Genomic DNA, 18,892 nt, shown 5'->3' on the forward strand with positions numbered 1-18,892 from the left:
CGCTCACGCGTAGAGCGGGAACGCGTCGGCCAGCGCCATCACCCGGGCCGAGAGCGCCTCGATGTCCGGGTTCGGCATGAGCGTCAGCGCGATGATGTCGGCGACCTCGGTGAACTCGGCGTCGCCGAAGCCACGGGTCGCCAGCGCCGGGGTGCCGATGCGGACACCGGAGGTGACCATCGGCGGGCGCGGGTCGAACGGCACGGAGTTGCGGTTCACGGTGATGCCGACCTGGTGCAGGAGGTCCTCGGCCTGCTTGCCGTCGACCTCGGACTCGCGGAGGTCGACGAGGACGAGGTGCACGTCGGTGCCGCCGGTGAGCACGTCGATCCCCGCCCCGCGGGCGTCGGCCTGGGTGAGGCGTTCGGCCAGCAGCTTGGCGCCGCGGAGCGTGCGCTCCTGGCGGTCCTTGAACTCGGGCGTCGCGGCGAGCAGGAACGCGGTCGCCTTCGCGGCGATCACGTGCATGAGCGGACCGCCCTGCTGGCCCGGGAACACGGCGGAGTTGAGCTTCTTGAACAGCGACTCGTCGTTGGACAGGATGATGCCCGAGCGCGGACCGGCGAGCGTCTTGTGCACGGTCGAGGACACGACGTGCGCGTGCGGGAGCGGCGACGGGTGCAGGCCCGCGGCGACGAGGCCCGCGAAGTGCGCCATGTCAACCCAGAGGGTCGCACCGACCTCGTCGGCGATCTCGCGGAACTTCGCGAAGTCGAGCTGCCGCGGGTACGCCGACCAGCCGGCGATGATGACCTTGGGCTGGTGCTCGACCGCCTTCGCGCGGATGTCGTCGTAGTCCACCTCGAACGTCTCCGGGTCGACGCCGTACGACACCGCGTTGTAGAGGCGGCCGGAGAAGTTCAGCTTCATGCCGTGGGTCAGGTGGCCGCCGTGGGCGAGCTCGAGGCCGAGGATCGTGTCGCCCGCGGACGCGATGGCGTGCAGGACGGCGGCGTTCGCGCTGGCGCCGGAGTGCGGCTGCACGTTCGCGTAGGCGGCACCGAAGAGGGCCTTCGCCCGGTCGATGGCGAGCTGCTCGGCGACGTCGACGTACTCGCAGCCGCCGTAGTAGCGCTTGCCGGGGTACCCCTCGGCGTACTTGTTCGTCAGGACCGAGCCCTGCGACTCGAGGACGGCGCGCGGCACGAAGTTCTCGGAGGCGATCATCTCGAGGGTGTCGCGCTGACGGCCGAGCTCGTTCTGCAGCACCGCCGCGATCTCGGGGTCGACCTCGGCGAGCGGTGCGTTGAAGCTGGACTGCGCGGTCACAGCGGGCAGATCGGTGATGGACACGGGACTCCTCGTTGTCTGTTCCGTCGCGCACGAGCACGACGAGGTGGACGGGTGGGCGCGGCCCAGGCGTACGGCCGCGCACCGTGTCAGGTGTCGCTCCCCGATGGTGACCCATCCAACGCCAGTCGCGACGTGACGATCGTACCGAGCGGTCCGGTTCGTGTCACCCTGGTTGCATGACCCTGCTGCACCCGGACGTCGACGAGCGCACCGCCGCACGGTCCGACACGCCCTGGGTCACGGTGGTGTGGGACGACCCGGTCAACCTGATGTCGTACGTCACCTACGTGTTCCAGTCGTACTTCGGCTTCACCCGTCCGAAGGCCGAGCGGCTCATGCACCAGGTCGACGAGGAGGGCCGGGCGATCGTCGCGACGGGCGCTCGCGAGGTGATGGAGGCGCACGTGCAGGCGATGCACGGCTACGGCCTGCAGGCGACCGTCGACCGGGCACCGACCCCGTGATCCCCTTCGTCCGACGTGCCGACGGCGTGCACCTCGCCATGTCCTCCGGCGAGCGCGGCGTCCTCACGTCGCTCACCGAGCAACTGCAGCAGGTGCTCGCGGGTGACCTGTCCGCCGACCCGGTGGCGGCGCGGATGTTCCCGGACGCCTACCCGGGCGACGCGACGGCGAGCGCGGAGTTCGGCCGCCTGACCCGCTCGGACCTGCTCACGCAGAAGACCACGAACGCCTCGGTCGTGCACGACTGGCTGACCGGGGTCCGTGACGGCGCGCTGGCCCCGACGGACGAGCAGGCCTGGCTCCGGTGCCTGACGGACCTCCGCCTGACGATCGCGGAGCGACTCGGGATCACGGACGCGGCCAGCGAGGAGGCCTCCGCCGCGGACCGGTCCGACCGTGCGGTGGGGCTCCGTGACGTCTACGACTGGATCGGGTACGTGCAGGAGCACCTGGTGGACACGATCAGCACCTCCTGACGGTCAGCCCTCGCCGAGCATCTCGGCACGGTGCGCCCGAGCCCAGTCCGAGATCGACCGCGGCGGTGTCCCGGTGATCCGCTCGACGTCGTCGGTGGACGCGTCGACGCCGTCGAGCCCGTTCCGGGCGACCCGCCCGAACTGCCGACGGAGCCCCTCGGCCTGCCAGGCGTCCACGCCGCCCACCCGCAGCAGGGCACGGAACACGCGGCTCGGCAGGTGCAGGTACCGCACGCGTCGGTCGAGCCCCTCGCTGAGGCCACGGGCGACACCGTGACCGTCGAGCAGCTCCGGTCCGGTGAGCACGGGCTCCGCCCCGGTGTGCTCGCCGCGGAGCAGGACCGTGGCGGCGACCGTGGCGATGTCGGCGGTGTCGATCCACCCGATCACCCCACGACCCATCGTCTGCGGGAAGACACCACGACGGATCACCGGGGCCGAGGACACCAGGTTGGTCATGAACCCCGACGGGTGCAGGATCGTCCACTCCAGCCCGCTGGCCCGCACGGCGCGGTCGACCTGCCAGATCGCGGCCGCCCACGGCATCGGGGAGTGCTCGGCTGCGTCGCCGCCGGAGAGGTGCACGATCGCCCGCACCCCGGCGGAACGGGCCGCATCGACCGCGGTCCGCCCGTGGCCGGCCTGGCGTGGTGACGCCGCGGTGACGAGGAAGAGCTGGTCGACCCCGGCGAGCGCGTCGGTGAGCGCCGCTGGGTCGCCGAGGTCGGCCAGACGCGCCTCGATGCCGCGGGCGGCGAAGGCGTCCACCTGGTCCGGGCGTCGCACGATCGCGCGGACCGGGGCTCCGGCCGCGCGGAGCCGTTCCACCGTCTGACCGCCGACGTCGCCGGTGGCTCCCGTGACCGCGATGACGCCGTCGCTGTGCTGTGTCATGGCCCCTCCCGAGTATCAGTTTCCTGATACGTGACGGTACGCCGGTAGCCTGGACCGGTGTCCCGCGAGTTCCCAGCAACGCACGACGAGGTCGACGCGATCGCCGCGTGGACCGTGATCCGGGCAGCCCGGGAACTGGCGAGACGGTTGGGCAGCGCGCTCGAGCCGCTGGACCTGACACCGGTGGAGTTCGGCATCCTCGTACAGCTCGCCGTCGGCGACCACCCGACCCAGGCGGAGCTCGCGCGGGCCGTCGGCGTCCGACCGCAGAGCATCACGACGCTCGTCACGGCACTCGACGAGCGGGGACTGCTCGACCGTGGGGCGACCCGTGGCCGGGGGCGGCCGTCCCGCATCGCGCTCACGGCCGAGGGGCGCGCGCTCCTCGCCCGGGCCTGGCCGATCGTGCAGAGCAGCAACGCCTGGTTCCGCGAGGACGCCGGTGTCGTGAACGCCGCACTGCACCCCCTGCTGGGCGAGACCAGCACCGCCGTCGCCGACGTGCCCTGATCGACAGGCAACCTTGCAAGTCTGCCTGTCGAGGCCTACAATGGTGCAATGACGACCAGGACCGCGACCGACCTCGCCAGCGACCTGCTGACGATCCACGGGCGCATCCGTCGGACCCTGCTCACGGGCAAGTCCGACGAGGTCACCGCGTCCCAGACCGCCGCGCTCGGTCGACTCCTCCGACACGGCGAGAGCACCGTCGCGGACCTCGCGCGCGCCGAGGGCGTCCGTCCGCAGTCCATGGGCGCGACCGTCCAGGCACTCGTCGACCTCGGCTTCGTCGAACGTCGGCAGGACCCCTCCGACGGCCGCCGGACGCTCGTCCGTGCGACCGCCGCCGGAGCCGCCGCCCGCGAGGACGCCTGGAGCGCACGGAGCCGCGTCCTCGCCGAGCGCCTCGCGGCGCTCGGACCGGACGACCGCGAGACGGTCGCCCGCTCCCTCCGCATCCTCGAACCACTCGTCGAGCCGTGACCGCCTGGAGGCACGACCCGCGTTGCACGACGCGGGTCGCGCCTCCAGTCCGTCGCGTCGCGACCACCCCGCAAGGCAGGCCACCACGTCCAGCAGCACCACCTCGTCACCCGACCTCGACGCGACGTCCGGGAGCGGCGGGAGCGGCTTCGGTCCGAAGCTCCTCGTCCCGGTCCTCGTCGGACCACTGCTCAACCCGATCAACACCACGATGGTGTCGGTCGCGCTCGCGCCGATCTCCCGCGACCTCGGCATCGGCGCGGCGCAGGCGATCTGGCTCGTCGCCGCGCTCTACCTGGCGAGCGCCGTCGCCCAGCCGACGATGGGCAAGCTCGCCGACCGGTTCGGCCCGAAGAAGGTGTTCCTCACCGGGCTCGTCATCGTGGGCGTCGCCGGGGTGGTGCCCGAGTTCCTCACCGGGTTCGGCGGGGCGGTCACGGCGCGGGTGCTGATCGGCATCGGCACCTCGTCCGCGTACCCGGCCGCACTGACGACGCTCCGGCAGCACTCGGCGCGGATCGGCAAGCCCACGCCGCCGCTGGTCCTCGGTGCGCTCTCGATCACCTCGCTCGTGTCGGCGGCCGCCGGGCCACCCCTCGGCGGTGCGCTGATCGCGGCCTTCGGCTGGCACTCGATCTTCCTGGTCAACGTGCCGCTCGCGGTCTTCGGCATCGTGGTGTCGGCGCTCTGGCTGCCGTCGGACCGGCTCCGGCCCCGGAACGACGACGACCTGCCCGTGCTCCAGGCGCTCGACCCGGTCGGCATGCTGCTGATGACCGGCGCCGTGTCGGCCCTGCTGGTGTTCCTGCTCGACCTGTCGGCGGGGCTCTGGTGGCTGCTCGGCACCGCCGTCGTGCTGCTCGTCGCCCTGGTCCTCTGGGAACTGCGGGCGACGAAGCCGTTCGTCGACGTGCGGCTGCTCGCCCGGAACGGCGCACTCTCGCGGACCTACGTCCGGCTGTTCCTCGTGTACCTGCTGGCGTACACGATGACGTACGGCTTCTCGCAGTGGGTGCAGGACGTGGCCGGCTACTCGAGCGACGCGGCCGGGTACATCCAGCTGCCCGCCGCGGTCGTCGCCGGGGTCGCGTCCTTCCTCGTCGCGCGGAGGACGGCCGTCCGGGGGCCGCTCATCGCCGCGGCGGTCGTGCCGATCGCGGGCGGCCTGCTCCTCCTGCTGCTGCACACCGGGTCGCCCGTGGCGCTGCTGGTCCTCGCGCCGGCGCTGTTCGGTGTCCCGCAGGCGTTCGCGTCGGTGTCGAACCAGGCGGCGCTGTACCGGGTCGTGCCGGCCGAGTACATCGGCACCGCCGCCGGGCTGTCGCGGACGAGCGTCTACATCGGGGCGATCGGGGCGTCGTCGCTCATCGGCGGCGTGTTCGGGACGGCCCCGACGACGCCGGACCTGCACGTGCTCGCGTGGGTGATCGTCGGCGTCGCGGTGGCGGCGAGCGTCCTGACGGTCGCCGACCGCGCGCTCGCTCGCGCCGTCACGGACCGGACACCATCGGCCTGACCGGGCACCACCTGACGGTTGACCACGGACCCGACCGGTCGCCGCCCGACCCGACCGGCCACCCCGCCGACCCCGTCGGCCCGACAGGCCACTCCGCCGTTCCGGCCGGCCACCCCACCGGCACGACCGGCGCCGGGCACGGTCCTCGTCCCGGCCGATGACCGATCGGGTTCGCAGATGCGCGGTTCCGCGAACCGGATCGGCCACGGTGTGATGCGGTCGTGTCCGTCGGCTGCAGCACCAGGGCGAGCCGACGGACGGAGGTGCGCCGCGCCTCCAGACCGGTACGACGCAGCGACAGCGCGAGCAGCGCGAGCAGCGCTCCGGAGCGCGCCCGGTACCCTGATCCGGTGACCGACCCGACGCCCGCGCCCACCGCGACGACGCCCACGCACTGGACCCTCACGCTGGTCTGCGACGACCGCCCGGGGATCGTGCACGCCGTGTCCGGAGCCGTCGTCGCCGCGAACGGCAACATCACCGAGTCGCAGCAGTTCTCGAGCGCGGACACGAACACGTTCTTCATGCGCCTGCAGGTCATGGCGCCGGTCGACCGCGAGGCGTTCGAGCAGGCCCTCGCCCCGGTCGTCGAGCGCTACGACGCCCGCGTCCAGCTCGACGTCGTCGGCCGACCCCTGCGCACGCTGGTGCTCGTGTCGAAGGCGGGGCACTGCCTGAACGACCTGCTCTACCGGCAGCGCGGCGGACAGCTCCCGATCGAGGTGCCGCTCGTGCTGTCGAACCACGCCGACCTGCAGGAGCTCGCGTCGTTCTACTCCGTGCCGTTCGAGCACCGGCCGGTCACCGACGCCGCGAGCAAGCACGACATGGAGCAGCGCATCCTCGAGGCCGTCGACGAGCACGACATCGAGCTCGTCGTCCTCGCCCGGTACATGCAGATCCTGTCGCCGGGGCTCTGCGCGGCGCTCGAGGGGCGAGCCGTGAACATCCACCACTCGTTCCTGCCCGGGTTCAAGGGCGCGAACCCCTACCGGCAGGCGCACGCCCGCGGGGTGAAGCTCATCGGTGCGACGGCGCACTTCGTCACGAGCGACCTCGACGAGGGACCGATCATCGAGCAGAACGTCGTCCGGGTCGACCACACGAAGGACCCCGCCGAGCTCGTGTCGATCGGGCAGGACGAGGAGTCCCGCACGCTCACCCAGGCCGTCCGGTGGATCGCCGAGGACCGTGTGCTCCTCGACGGTGCCCGCACCATCATCTTCAGGTAGGAACCGTGTCCGCACCGCAGAGCCCCGTCGACCGGTCCGACGACTGGTCCGACACCCCCGACCCGCACGCCGTCCGTCCGCGGCGCCTCGACGCCTGGACGGTGCTCCGGGTGCTCGTCTGCGCGTTCGGCCTGCTCTCGCTCGCGTACTGGGGCTACATCGCGTGGCCGTTCCCGATGCCCGGGCTCCTCTTCGTGATCGGCGCGCCGCTCTTCGCGGCCGTCGTGTGGTTCCTCTTCCGCTCACCGCGTTCCCCGATCGAGACCGACATCGTGGGCAAGACCATCGTCGAGGTCGCCCTCGTCATCGCCGCCGGTGCCTCCTGGGTGTCGATCGGGCACCCGGTCATCGGACTCGTGTTCATCGTGGTCGCCGCGGTGTCCGGAGTGGTGCAGTTCCGCCGGGAGACGCCGTGACGGGGGGCGTCGGGTCCGGCGCGGTCGGTCGGGAGGCCCGGCGCACGCTGGTCCGGTCGGCCCGCGTCGTCGACGCGGCCGGCACCACGGCCGACGGCTGGGTGCTCGTCGTCGGCGACACGGTCCACGCGGTCGGCTCGGGCCGCGAGGCCCCGGCGGCCGACGAGGTCGTCGACCTGGGGGACGCGGTCCTGACGCCCGGGTTCGTGGACCTGCACGGACACGGAGGCGGTGGCGCCGCGTACGAGGACGAGTCGTTCGACGCGGCCCTCGACGTGCACCGGCGGCACGGCACGACACGGTCGGTCCTGTCGCTCGTCGCGAACCCGCTGCCGTCGCTCGTCGCCTCGCTCGACCGCGTCCGCGCGGTGATGGCCACCGATCCCCTGGTGCTCGGTGTGCACCTGGAGGGCCCCTTCCTGTCGCCGGGGAACAAGGGGGCGCACAACGCCGACTTCCTCACCGCTCCGACGCGCGAGGCGGTGGACACCCTCCTCGAGGCCGGCTCGGGCGTGGTGCGACAGGTCACGATCGCGCCGGAGCTCCCGGGCGCGATCGACGCGATCGGGCAGTTCGTGTCGGCCGGGGTCACGGTCGCCGTCGGCCACACGGTCTGCACCGCCGACCAGGCACGCGCCGCGTTCGACGCCGGCGCGACCCTGCTCACGCACGCGTTCAACGCCATGCCCGGCATCCACCACCGAGCACCCGGACCGATCTCCGCCGCGGTCGCCGACGAACGGGTCACGCTCGAGCTGATCCTCGACGGCGTGCACGTGCACCCGTCCGTGGCGTCGATGCTGCTCGGGGCCGCTCCGGGGCGCGTCGCGCTCATCACCGACGCGATGGGGGCAGCCGGGTCGGCGGACGGCTCGTACACCCTCGGCTCGCTCGCCGTGACGGTCGCGGACGGCGTCGCCCTCGTCGCCGGCACCGAGACCATCGCGGGGTCGACCCTGACGCAGGACGCCGCGCTCCGCACCGCCGTGGCGGCCGCCGGTCGGACGCTGCCGGAGGCGGTCGCGGCGCTCACCGCGGTGCCGGCCCGGGCGCTGGGCCTCGGCGACCGGTTCGGACGGATCGCGCCGGGGTGCTCGGCGGACCTCGTCGCCCTGACGCCCGACCTCGTGGTGACGCACGTCTGGGGTGCCGGCCGCCCGCTCCGCTGACCGCCGTCGCCCGGACTGGGGTCTGTCCGTTCCGCGCAATCCCGCGACGACCACGGTAGTTTTCGCACCGTGCCATCCCTCCAGGACGTCTACGACGACGAGGACGCCGGCCTCGACCGGGACGCCCGGCTCCGGGTCGTCCAGTCCGCGTTGCTGCCGACGCCGGACGCCCTCGGCAGCGTCGGTCCGGTGGGCTGGTCCGTCGCCCACGCGTGGCGTGCCGCGGCGGACGTGTCCGGCGACCTCGCCGAGTTCGCCGTCGCGCCGGACGCCCGGTCGGCGACCGTCACGCTCGGCGACGTCATGGGCAAGGGCGTCCCTGCGGGCCTCCTCGCCGCCCACCTGCTCGGCGCCCTCGACGCCCTCGCGCGCGAGGCACCCGGCGTGGCGGTCGAGGGGGCCGAGACCGCCGTCCGTCCCCGGCTCGAACGCGCGTCGGCGTTCGCGACCCTGTTCCACGCCCGGCTCCGGTTCGCCGACGGGTCGCTCGAGTACGTCGACGCCGGGCACGGGTTCGCCGCGGTCGGGCACGCGGACGGCAGCGCACGACGGATCCCCTCGGTGGACCTCCCGATCGGGCTGCAGCCCCGCGGGTTCGCGCGGCTGCCCCGGCGCCTCGACCTCGACCCCGGCGACGTGCTCCTCATCGCCTCGGACGGCATCCTCGAGCTCCCGGACGCCACCTTCGACACCCTGACCGGTCTCGCAGCCGGGCTCGCCGCGGCCGGGTCGCTCGCGGCGGGGCTCGCCGCCTTCATGGACTCCGTCCCGGACACCATCGACGACGACCTGACCCTGGTGGCGGTCCGACGGGAACGCACCGTCCGGGTCGACACCGCACCGCCCACCGACGGGAAGCACGACCGATGACCCTCGTATCCCTCGTCTTCACGGCCGCGCGGACCGGCCGCTACACCGAAGCCGGGCTCGTGCAGCTCCTCGCCGTCGAACGGGCCAGGAACGCCGAACTCGGCATCACCGGTATCCTCGCGCTCGACGACGCGAACGTCATCGGTGTCACCGAGGGCCCCGCCGACGTGGTGCACGCCCGCGTCCGCGAGGTCGCTGCCGACCCGGGCAACGTCGACGTGCAGATCGTCGTCGACGACCCGATCGAGGAACGCGCGTACGCGGACTGGTCGATCGCGTTCCGCACGGAGGACCCGGCGATCCGCGCGCTGCCCGGCTTCGTCGACCTGTTCGACCCCGAGCGGGCACCGGACCCCGACGCGAACGCCTCCCGGTCCGCAGCGCTCCTGGAGTGGTTCCGTCGGACACCGCCCGAGCAGCTGTCCACCCGCCGGAGCGCCACCCCGGTGCGCGAGCGTGTCCTGCAGGCGTCGATCGACGTGCTCCGCGACGTCGGACCCAGCCGCGCGTCCCTCACCGCGGTCGCGGAGCGCGCCGGCCTCACCGTCGACGAGGTGACGTCGCACTTCCCGACGCTGCCGCTCCTCCTCGCCGCGACCCTCGCCTCCTGGCTGGAGCAGGTGATCGCCCCGCTCGCGCCGATCGCCGCGTCGGAGGGGACGATCGCCTGGCTCCGTGCGCTCGTCGTGGCCTTCGCCGAGGACCCGGCCCTCGACCGGCTCATCGTGTCGTCGCTCGCACCGGCCGCCGATCCCGGGGAGGCCGCCGGCGAGGACTTCCTGACCACCTACCGCGCGTTCCGGGCGAGCATCCGGGCCGCGCTCGAGCAGGACGTGCTCGCCGGACGCGAACCCGACACGATGGACCCGCAGAAGGGTGCGCAGCAGCTGCTCGCACTGTTCGACGGGCTCCGGATCCAGAACCTGTTCGACCCGGAGCCCGACATGGCGGCGACGTTCGTCCGCGCGGCCGTCCGGCTGCGGACCGGGTGGTCCGAGCCCTACCGGGACTGACCGCGGAGCGCCGACGGCACCGGTGCCGAACCCGGCACCGGGCTCAGACGGACGCCTCCGTGCCGCGGACCCGTCCGACGACGACGTCCACGATGCCGGCGACCAGGGCCGCGGCGACGAAGCCGAGCGCGACGCCGAGGCCGAGCGGCAGCCCCTTCGCGTAGTCGCCCTGCGAGCTGGCGAGTGCCGAGTAGAACACGCTGCCGACGGCGGCGATCCCGATCGCGGACCCGACCCGGGCGCCGACCTGGATGAGGCCACCCGCGGACCCGCCCTGCTCGACCGGCACCTCGGAGAGCGTCAGCGTCTGGTTCGGCGAGATCGTCAGGCCCGAGCCGATGCCGGCCACGAGCAGCGGCGCGACGAGCCACCACCCGAGGTCCGACCGGTAGTGGTTCGCGACGACCCAGATGACCCCACCGAGCCCGAGCAGCACGAGGATCGTGCCGACCACGATCAGCTGCCGACCGAACCGGTGGACGATCCGGCCGCCGACGGTCGAGGCGATCCCGGAACCGATCGCGAAGGGCACCGAGGACAGGCCGGCCAGGAGTGCCGAGTAGTGCAGCCCCGATTGGAGGGCGAGCGTGAGGACGAAGAACAGCGGCGTGAAGCCCGCGAAGTACACGGTGGCGAGCCCGACTCCGAGCGAGAACGACCGCCGGCGGAACAGCCCGAGGTCGATCACCGGCTCCTTCGACCGCTGGTAGCGGCGCTCCCACAGCACGAAGAGGACGGCGAGGACGACCGCGACGACGACGAGCCACCACTTGGCGGGGCTCTTCCACTCCTCCGACTGCACGAACGGCAGCAGCAGAGCCACGACGGCGGCACCGAGGAGGACGATCCCGACGGGGTCGAAGTCGTGCTTCCGGCCGCGGTCGGCACGGCTCGTCGCCGGCAGGTAGCGGAAGGCCAGGAGGACCGTGATCAGTCCGACGGGCAGGTTCACGAAGAAGACGAAGCGCCAACCGTTCTCGGTACCGAACGCCGTGATGAGCAGGCCGCCGACGAGCGGGCCGATCGCGGTGGCGATGCCGACCGTCGCGCCGAACAGGCCGAAGGCGGTGCCGCGCTCCTTGCCGCGGAACAGCTGCTGGATGAGGGCCGTCACCTGCGGGGTCAGCAGACCGCCCGCGAGGCCCTGCACGAGCCGCGCGATGACCAGGAAGAGCCCGTTCGGTGCGAAGCCGCAGAGGGCGCTCGCGACCGTGAACAGGCCGACACCGACGACGAACATGCGGCGACGTCCGGATGCGTCGCCGAGCCGGCCGCCGGGGACGAGGAGGAGTCCGAACGACAGGGCGTACCCGGAGAGGATCCACTGCACGGCCTCGGGGGACGCGCCCGGCAGCCCCTTCGAGATCGACTCGAGTGCGACGTTGACGATCGAGACGTCGAGCAGCACGATGCCACCGCCGAGCAGGCAGATGACGAGGGCCTTCCACCGGTTCGGGTCGGGCTGGTCGGCCTGCGCGGGCTGGTCGCGCCCCGACTGGTCGGGGCTCGACTGGTCGGGGCTCGACTGGTCGGTGCGGGCGTCTCGGTCAGACGACGGCGAGGCGGGTGTGGCGGGTGCCTCGACGGTCGCCGCGTGGTGTGCGGCGTGGTGCTCGACGGCGGGTGCCTGGTCGGGCTCGACGGGTTTGCGGTGTTCGGCTGCCATGACCGGGGCCACGGTAGGCCTCGGGTGGTCCGGGAACCCGGGGAGGACCACGCCGTGGCGTACCCCGATCCCTGCGGACCCGGACAGCGGCGTCACTCCGACCCGCGCGCCGCCCCGGTCCGGACGGGCTCGTCACGGCGCAGCCGCACCAGGCTCGCCACGGTCGCGCCGACCATCGCCACGAGGATCACCACGAGCGACACCCACGTCGGGATCTCGGGCGCCCACGCGATGTGCTCCCCGCCGTTCAGGAACGGCAACTCGTTCTCGTGCAGCGCGTGCAGGACGAGCTTCACGCCGATGAACGCCAGGATCAACGCGATCCCGTACTTCAGGTAGACGAGCCGTTCCAGCAGCCCGCCGAGCAGGAAGTACAGCTGGCGGAGCCCCATCAGCGCGAACACGTTGGCGGTGAACACGATGAACGCGCTCTCGGTGATGCCGAAGATGGCGGGGATCGAGTCGAGCGCGAACAGCAGGTCCGTCGTCCCGATGGCGATGAGCACGACGAGCAGCGGCGTGAAGTGCCGGACCCCGTCGTGGGTCGTCCGGAGCTTCATGCCGTCGAACTCGTCCGTGAACCGCACCCGCCGGCGCAGCAGCCGGACCACGAAACCGTCCTCCTGGTCGGCGTCGTCGTCCTCGCGGAGCTGCTGCACCGCGGTCCAGACGAGCCAGGCGCCGAACAGGTAGAAGATCCACGAGAAGTCCTCGATCAGCTGAGCGCCGACCAGGATGAACACGCCGCGCAGCACGAGGGCGATCACGATGCCGAGCATCAGGACCTCCTGCTGGATCTGCTTCGGCACCGAGAACCGCGCCATCAGGATGAAGAACACGAACAGGTTGTCGATGCTCAGGCTGTACTCGGTCAACCACCCGGCGACGAACTGGCCCGCAGCGTCGCCGCCGGCGAACACGAGCATGAGCGCCGCGAACACGAGCGCGAGCCCGACGTACACCCCCACCCACGCCCCGGACTCGCGCAGGGACGGCACGTGCGGCCGACGCGCGACGATGAGGAGGTCGGCGAGCAGGACGGCCACGATGGCGACCAGCGATCCGACCTCGAAGACGAGCGGGAGTTCGGGCATCGAGGACCTTCCGGGGATGGGGACGGGTTCGGCCGGGGTTGGCCGCCGCCCGCGTGCGACCCCTCCAGTCTGCGGGAACGCGAAGGGTCCTGTCCGCAGTGTCAGGATGGGCGCATGAGCGTCATGGTCTCGCCGTTCGATGCACGCCGCTCCCGCACGAGCGAGAAGTACACCGCGTACCCCGCCGACGTCCTGCCGATGTTCGTCGCCGAGATGGACTGCGTGCTCGCGGAACCGGTGCGCGACGCACTCGTCCGGGCGGTGACGGACGGGGACACCGGCTACGTGGGCCACACGCGGGTCCTGCCCGAGGTCTTCGCCGACTTCGCGCGTCGACGGTGGTCGTGGGACGTCGACCCCGACCTCGTGCGCACCACGACCGACGTGTCCGTGGCAGCGGTGGAGGTGCTCCGGCGCGTCATCGCGCCCGGAGACGAGGTCGTCGTCATGCCGCCCGTGTACCCGCCGTTCCGGGAGTACGTCCGCGAGGCCGGCGGCGCCGTCCGCGAGGTCCCGCTCCTGCCGCCGGCGGAGGACACGGCCCCCGACAGCACAGCTCCGTCCGACACGACGGCGGGCTGGCGGATCGACCTCGACGGACTCGCAAGGGCGTTCGCGGACGGCGCCCGGACGGTGCTCCTCTGCAACCCGCACAACCCGCTCGGGCTCGTGCACGCTGCCGACGACCTGGTGGCGCTCGCCCGCCTGGCCGCGGAGTGGGACGCGGTCGTCGTGTCGGACGAGATCCACGCCCCGCTCACCCACGCCGACGCGGTGTTCACGCCCTTCCTCGCGTGCTGCGACGAGGCGGCGGCGGTGGGCGTCACCCTGACGAGCGCGAGCAAGGCCTGGAACCTCGCCGGCACGAAGTGTGCGCTGATGGTCGGCGCTTCGGACCGCGCCCGGGGCTGGTTCGAGGGGCTGCCGGTCGAGGTGGTCGAGCGCACGGGCATCCTCGGCTACACCGCGAGCGTGGCCGCCTTCCGCGACGGCGAGCCCTGGTTGGCGACGCTCCTCGCCGAGCTGGTCGGCAACCGCCGGGTGCTCGCCGAGGAGCTCGGTCGTGCGCTGCCCGGGGCGGGCTACCGGCAGCCGCAGGCGTCGTACCTGGCGTGGCTGGACCTGCGGGCGCTCCCGTGGGGTGACGATCCCGCGGCGGTGCTCGTCGACCGGGCCCGGGTCGCCCTGTCGAGCGGGCCGGACTTCGGCCGGCAGGGCACCGGGTTCGCGCGACTCAACTTCGGGTGTTCGGAGGAGACCCTGCGCGAGGGACTCGCGCGCCTGGCGGCCGCCCGCTGACCGCAGCGACGCTGCGGACGCGGGACCCCCTGCCGGCGGTCACTCGAAGCGCTGCCACTCCGGCTTGTTCGCGTAGGTGTGGCGGTAGTAGTCGGCCAGGCGGAGGCCGGCGGCCGCCTCCTCGTCGACGACGACCGTCGCGTGCTCGTGCAGCTGCAGGGCCGAGCCCGGCACGAACGACGACAGCGGCCCCTCGACCGCTGCGGCGACCGCGTCGGCCTTGGCGGAACCCTGGGCGACGAGGACGAGCTCGCGGGCTTCGAGGATCGTGCCGAGTCCCTGGGTCATGCAGTGCGTCGGGACCTGGTCGAGCGCGTCGAAGAACCGGGCGTTCGCCTCCCGCGTCGAGGGCGCGAGGGTCTTGATCCGCGTGCGGGACGCGAACGACGAGGTCGGCTCGTTGAACCCGATGTGCCCGTTCGCCCCGATGCCGAGGATCTGCACGTCGACGCCGCCGGCCGCACGGATCGCCGCGTCGTACTCCTTCGCGGCGAACTCCAGGTCGGCGGCACGGCCGTCCGGCACCCGCACCCGCGACGGGTCGAAGCCGAGCGGCTCCACGACGTCCCGCGCGATGACGGACGCGTAGGACTCGGGGTGGTCGAGCGGGATGCCGACGTACTCGTCGAGCGCGAAACCACGGGCCTGGGCGAACGACACCTCCCCCGCCTCGACCCGTTGTCGCAGGTCGGCGTAGATGCCCTGCGGGCTCGATCCGGTGGCGAGGCCGACGACCGCCGTCGGCTTCTTCGCGACGACCGACGCGATCTTGGCCGCGGCGACGCGACCGACCTCCGCCGGCGTGGGCAGGATGATGATCTCCACGATCACGAGCCTACTGGTCATGACCAGTCCGCGACAGGGGTCGGTAGCGTGGGGACATGCCCACGCCTGACTTCGTCCTGTCGCTCCGCTCGAAGATCGGTACCGATCCGCTCTGGCTGACCGGGGTGACCGCCGTCGTGACCCGCGGGTCGGGCGACGACCGCGAGCTGTTGGTCGTCCGACGGTCCGATTCCGGCGCCTACACGCCGGTGACGGGGATCGTCGACCCCGGGGAGGAGCCGGCCGTCGCCGCCGCGCGGGAGGTCCTCGAGGAAGCCGACGTCGTCGCGGTGCCCGAACGCCTCGCGTGGGTGCAGGTGCTCCCGGAGATGACGTACCCGAACGGCGACCGGGCGCAGTACCTCGACCTCGTGTTCGCGTGCCGGTACGAGTCGGGGACGCCGTTCCCGGCCGACGGGGAGAACACCGAGGCGTTCTGGGCACCGGTCGCCGCGCTGCCGCCGATGTCCGCCGACATGCGGGCACGGGTCGAGGCCGGCCTGTCCGACGAGGTCGCGACGCGCTTCCAGCGCTGACGCGAGCCTGGCGGTCGCGGGCGGGGCGGGCGCGCGCGGCGTCGCTTCCGCCAGAGCGACAGTCCCGTGCGGCCGTGCAGGACGCATCTGTCGCTTTCGCAGCTGCGACGGCCGCGCATCGTCGGACGGGAGGCGCGGTGCGGGCCCGCACCGCGCCTCCCGTCCGACGTGGGCGGCGCTCCGCTACGCGAGCGGCGCGACCGCGACGGGCGCGCCGAGCAGGCGCAGGGCGACGGGCTCCCCGACGGCACGGCGGTCGCCGACCTCGTGCTGCACGCTGACGATCGTGTCGTCGTCGAGCCGCACGGTGGTCCGCCGGATCGACCCGAGGAAGCTCGACGACACGACCGTGCCGGTGACGCCCTCCGCCGCGAACGCGATGTCCTCGGGCCGGACGTAGGCCAGGACCGGACCGTCGGCTGCCGAGCGGTCGAGCGCCGGCACCGTGAAGCCGTACACGAAGACGTCGCCGCCACGGAGGTCGCCCCGGAGCCGGTTCGACTGGCCGATGAAGTCCGCCGTGAACGCCGAGACGGGGGCGCTGTAGAGCTCCTCGGGCGTGCCGATCTGCTCGATGCCGCCCGCGTGCATCACGGCGATGCGGTCGGAGACGGCGAGCGCTTCCTCCTGGTCGTGGGTGACGAAGACCGTCGTGATGCCGAGGTCGCTCTGGATGCGGCGGATCTCGTCGCGCAGCGAGACGCGGACCTTGGCGTCGAGCGCGGAGAGCGGCTCGTCGAGCAGGAGCACGCGCGGCCGGGTGACGAGCGCGCGGGCGAGCGCGACCCGCTGCTGCTGGCCGCCGGAGAGCTGGTGGGGGAACCGGTCGGCGAACTCGCCGAGGTGCACCATGTCGAGCGCCTCGACCACACGTTCGCGTCGTGCGGCGGCGGGGACGCGGCGCATCTCGAGCCCGAACGCCACGTTCTGACGGACGGTCATGTGCGGGAACAGCGAGTACTGCTGGAACACCATGCCGATGTCGCGCTTCTCGACCGGCACCGTGCTGACGTCCGAGCCGTCGATGCTGATCGTGCCGGCGTCGATCGCCTCGAGACCGGCGAGCGCACGGAGCGCGGTGGTCTTGCCGCAGCCCGACGGGCCGAGGAGCGAGACGAACTCGCCCGGCTCGATCCGGAGCGACAGGCCGGCGAGGGCGCGGTGCGCGCCGTAGCGCTTCTCGACGCCGACGAGCTCGACGGTGGCGCCGGTGCTCGCGAGCGTGGCCGGGGCGGCGGGGGCGGTGGTGGTCATGCGGACTCCTCGGGGCTGCGCCGGCGGCGGACGCCGACCCGGCCGATGACGACGAGCAGCAGGAACCCGAACAGGAGCGCGGCGAGCGAGAAGATCGCCGCGACGTAGGGGTCCGTCTGCTGCACGAGCACGAGTGCGGTCTGGAACGTGGTGCGGGACAGGAACGAGGCGAGCGTGTACTCGCCGAGGACGACCGTGATCGTCAGGAAGCACGCGGCGACGATGCCGCGTCGGAGGTTCGGCAGGAGGATCCGCCACGTGACGGTCCACCACGAGGCGCCGAGGGAACGGGCCGCCTCGGACAGCACCGTCAGGTCCACCGCCGTGATGGCGGCGGTGATCGGGCGGAACGCGAACGGCAGCGACACGATGCCGATGGCGAACGCGAGCGTCCACGCGCCCGAGCCGAAGACCTGCGCCACGACCTGGTACACGGGGATGAACCCGACGACGAGGACCACCACGGGGACGGTGATCGGCACGAGGCACACGAACTCGAGGACCCGCTGCAGCCTCGGGTAGCGCAGGGCGGTGATGATCTGCGCGGGCAGGAGCACCAGGAGCACGATGCCCACCGTGATCACGGCGATGACGAGCGAGGCGCCCAGGCCGTCGAACACCGGCTGGTACGTCGCGGCGTTCACCGGGTCGGCGAGGGCCGTGTAGTGGTCCAGGGTCAGCGCCCCGTCGGTCCCCTGCCGGAACGTGAACTGCAGGAGCGCGAGGAGGGGGACGGCGAACACGAGGCCGACCACGCCCAGCACGATCGCGGCGGTGACCCGAGACGGGGCCGGGCCGAACCCGCGGGGGTGAGCCGTGCCTCCCGGCAGTGTGCCGGCCGTTCGCCGTCGGGCGGTGACCGCCGCGTCGACGGCTGCCTTCCCGCTGATCGCGCTCATCGCTGCCACCGCGCTGCTCGACGCTGCAGGAGCGAGTAGGCGCCCATCACGACCGCCATGACGACGACCATGCCGAAGGCGAGGACCCCGGCGACGTTCTGCAGGCCGATGATCGTCTCGCTCGTGAGCTGCGCACGGATCGTCAGCGGGACGATGCCGCCCTGCGAGATGAGTGCGGCGGCCGTGGCGAACGACGAGAACGCGTTCGCGAAGAGGAGCAGCAGCGACCCCCAGAACGCCGGCGCGAGGACGGGGAGTGCGATGCGACGCCAGTAGGTCGCACGCGAGGCGCCGAGGGTGGCGGCCGCCTCGCCCCACTGGGCCTTCACGCCCTCGACGGCGGGCATGAACGTGAGGACCATGAGGGGCACCTGGAAGTAGACGTACGGGAGCACGAGGCCGGGCACGGTGTAGAGGAACGTGCCACCGGCGTTGAGGTCGACGTGGAAGGCGGCGACGAGCCAGCTCGTCACCAGCCCTTGCACGCCGATCGTGGCGATGAAGGCGAACGCGAGCATGACGCCGCCGAACTGCGCCAGCACACTCGAGGCGGCGTCGACCATCGAACGGACGAGTCCGTCCGGACGGAGCGCGGCGAGCGCCCAGCAGACGACGGCGCCGAGTACCGAACCGACCACGGCCGAGACCGCGGAGACGCCGAAGGAACCGGCGAAGGCGCGGAGGACGGACGGGTCGGCGAACGCCGCGAGGTTCGCGACGGTGAACGCGCCGGAACCGTCGAAGAAGCCGCTGCCGACGGCGATGACCGCCGGGACGGCGAGGAACAGCAGGACGTAGGCGGCGAACGGGGTGAGGCCGAGCCAGGCGACGCCGACCCGGCGCCGGACACGGGGTCCGGCGCCGGGTCGGGTGGTGGCGGCCGGGGCGGCGACCGTGGTCGGCGCGGGCGTCACCGCCGCGCTCGTGGCCGCGGGGCCTGCGGTCACGGCGGCTGTGCGGGCCGTCCCGGATGCCGGTGTGGTGCTCATGCG

At 72.7% G+C, this 18,892-nt stretch carries 20 protein-coding genes and 1 riboswitch; of the genes, 12 read left to right on the forward strand and 8 right to left on the reverse strand.

The annotated features are described in order from the left end of the window. Positions 1-3 precede the first annotated feature (3 nt). Complete coding sequence (glyA, locus tag Csp2054_RS06540) at positions 4-1,287, reverse strand: serine hydroxymethyltransferase (protein WP_411897143.1); 1,284 nt, start codon at positions 1,285-1,287, stop codon at positions 4-6. Positions 1,288-1,346: 59 nt separating this feature from the next. Next, positions 1,347-1,432: riboswitch (ZMP/ZTP riboswitch) on the reverse strand. A 37-nt stretch (positions 1,433-1,469) separates the two neighbouring features. Between glyA and clpS the strand changes: the two genes are divergently transcribed. Continuing rightward, the gene (gene clpS / locus Csp2054_RS06545; RefSeq protein WP_096898516.1) at positions 1,470-1,757 is read left to right on the forward strand and encodes an ATP-dependent Clp protease adapter ClpS; all 288 of its coding nucleotides are present in this window, start codon (positions 1,470-1,472) and stop codon (positions 1,755-1,757) included. After that, complete coding sequence (locus tag Csp2054_RS06550) at positions 1,754-2,233, forward strand: DUF2017 family protein (protein WP_096898517.1); 480 nt, start codon at positions 1,754-1,756, stop codon at positions 2,231-2,233. The genes clpS and Csp2054_RS06550 overlap by 4 nt, the downstream gene beginning before the upstream one ends. Positions 2,234-2,236: 3 nt before the next feature. Here Csp2054_RS06550 and Csp2054_RS06555 read toward each other — a convergent pair whose 3' ends face one another. Then, on the reverse strand, positions 2,237-3,127 hold the full coding sequence (locus tag Csp2054_RS06555) for an SDR family oxidoreductase (protein WP_096898518.1): 891 nt from the start codon (positions 3,125-3,127) through the stop codon (positions 2,237-2,239). 57 nt (positions 3,128-3,184) lie between these two features. Between Csp2054_RS06555 and Csp2054_RS06560 the strand changes: the two genes are divergently transcribed. The 8 genes from Csp2054_RS06560 (at position 3,185) to Csp2054_RS06595 (ending at position 10,327) form a co-directional block, all read left to right on the forward strand. Continuing rightward, positions 3,185-3,637, forward strand: coding sequence for a MarR family winged helix-turn-helix transcriptional regulator (locus Csp2054_RS06560; protein ID WP_096898519.1), 453 nt, complete (start codon positions 3,185-3,187; stop codon positions 3,635-3,637). Between the two features lie 48 nt (positions 3,638-3,685). Further along, positions 3,686-4,111, forward strand: a complete 426-nt coding sequence (locus Csp2054_RS06565) for a MarR family winged helix-turn-helix transcriptional regulator (protein ID WP_096898520.1) — start codon at positions 3,686-3,688, stop codon at positions 4,109-4,111. 22 nt (positions 4,112-4,133) lie between these two features. Continuing rightward, a complete protein-coding gene (locus Csp2054_RS06570; protein WP_217990879.1) occupies positions 4,134-5,627 on the forward strand; it encodes an MFS transporter in 1,494 nt (497 codons plus the stop codon). Positions 5,628-5,977: 350 nt separating this feature from the next. Further along, positions 5,978-6,859, forward strand: a complete 882-nt coding sequence (gene purU / locus Csp2054_RS06575; protein ID WP_176491592.1) for a formyltetrahydrofolate deformylase — start codon at positions 5,978-5,980, stop codon at positions 6,857-6,859. A 5-nt stretch (positions 6,860-6,864) separates the two neighbouring features. Continuing rightward, the gene (locus tag Csp2054_RS06580; RefSeq protein WP_176491593.1) at positions 6,865-7,275 is read left to right on the forward strand and encodes a YrdB family protein; all 411 of its coding nucleotides are present in this window, start codon (positions 6,865-6,867) and stop codon (positions 7,273-7,275) included. Continuing rightward, a complete protein-coding gene (nagA, locus tag Csp2054_RS06585) occupies positions 7,272-8,444 on the forward strand; it encodes an N-acetylglucosamine-6-phosphate deacetylase (RefSeq protein WP_176491594.1) in 1,173 nt (390 codons plus the stop codon). Before Csp2054_RS06580 ends, nagA begins: the two co-directional genes overlap by 4 nt. A gap of 69 nt (positions 8,445-8,513) precedes the next feature. Beyond that, positions 8,514-9,314, forward strand: coding sequence for a PP2C family protein-serine/threonine phosphatase (locus Csp2054_RS06590; RefSeq protein ID WP_096898522.1), 801 nt, complete (start codon positions 8,514-8,516; stop codon positions 9,312-9,314). After that, positions 9,311-10,327 (forward strand): BLUF domain-containing protein, encoded by a 1,017-nt coding sequence (locus Csp2054_RS06595; protein WP_096898523.1) that lies wholly within the window; start codon positions 9,311-9,313, stop codon positions 10,325-10,327. The genes Csp2054_RS06590 and Csp2054_RS06595 overlap by 4 nt, the downstream gene beginning before the upstream one ends. A gap of 43 nt (positions 10,328-10,370) precedes the next feature. On the opposite strand, the gene Csp2054_RS06600 is transcribed toward Csp2054_RS06595, so the two are convergent. Beyond that, entirely contained in the window at positions 10,371-11,993 is a 1,623-nt protein-coding gene (locus Csp2054_RS06600; RefSeq protein WP_096898524.1) for an MFS transporter, read from the reverse strand. 92 nt (positions 11,994-12,085) lie between these two features. After that, the gene (locus tag Csp2054_RS06605; protein ID WP_096898525.1) at positions 12,086-13,087 is read right to left on the reverse strand and encodes a TerC family protein; all 1,002 of its coding nucleotides are present in this window, start codon (positions 13,085-13,087) and stop codon (positions 12,086-12,088) included. A 114-nt stretch (positions 13,088-13,201) separates the two neighbouring features. On the opposite strand from Csp2054_RS06605, the gene Csp2054_RS06610 reads away from it, so the two are divergent. Beyond that, positions 13,202-14,386 (forward strand): MalY/PatB family protein, encoded by a 1,185-nt coding sequence (locus Csp2054_RS06610; protein ID WP_096898526.1) that lies wholly within the window; start codon positions 13,202-13,204, stop codon positions 14,384-14,386. Positions 14,387-14,425: 39 nt separating this feature from the next. Here the strand turns inward: Csp2054_RS06610 and nagB are convergent, their stop codons facing one another. Continuing rightward, positions 14,426-15,214, reverse strand: a complete 789-nt coding sequence (nagB, locus tag Csp2054_RS06615; RefSeq protein ID WP_411897144.1) for a glucosamine-6-phosphate deaminase — start codon at positions 15,212-15,214, stop codon at positions 14,426-14,428. A 53-nt stretch (positions 15,215-15,267) separates the two neighbouring features. Between nagB and Csp2054_RS06620 the strand changes: the two genes are divergently transcribed. Next, positions 15,268-15,747, forward strand: coding sequence for an NUDIX hydrolase (locus Csp2054_RS06620; RefSeq protein WP_096898528.1), 480 nt, complete (start codon positions 15,268-15,270; stop codon positions 15,745-15,747). 183 nt (positions 15,748-15,930) lie between these two features. Here the strand turns inward: Csp2054_RS06620 and Csp2054_RS06625 are convergent, their stop codons facing one another. Genes Csp2054_RS06625 through Csp2054_RS06635 form a run of 3 tightly spaced genes read right to left on the reverse strand, consistent with a single transcriptional unit; the run spans position 15,931 to position 18,889 of the window. Beyond that, positions 15,931-17,001: an ABC transporter ATP-binding protein gene (locus Csp2054_RS06625; RefSeq protein ID WP_096898529.1), complete on the reverse strand. Its 1,071-nt coding sequence runs from the start codon at positions 16,999-17,001 to the stop codon at positions 15,931-15,933. Beyond that, positions 16,998-17,900 (reverse strand): ABC transporter permease, encoded by a 903-nt coding sequence (locus tag Csp2054_RS06630; RefSeq protein WP_096898643.1) that lies wholly within the window; start codon positions 17,898-17,900, stop codon positions 16,998-17,000. Before Csp2054_RS06630 ends, Csp2054_RS06625 begins: the two co-directional genes overlap by 4 nt. Further along, positions 17,897-18,889, reverse strand: coding sequence for an ABC transporter permease (locus Csp2054_RS06635; protein ID WP_255252642.1), 993 nt, complete (start codon positions 18,887-18,889; stop codon positions 17,897-17,899). Before Csp2054_RS06635 ends, Csp2054_RS06630 begins: the two co-directional genes overlap by 4 nt. Positions 18,890-18,892: the final 3 nt, after the last annotated feature.

Source organism: Curtobacterium sp. 'Ferrero' (assembly GCF_002412165.1).
Classification (GTDB): Bacteria; Actinomycetota; Actinomycetes; order Actinomycetales; family Microbacteriaceae; genus Curtobacterium.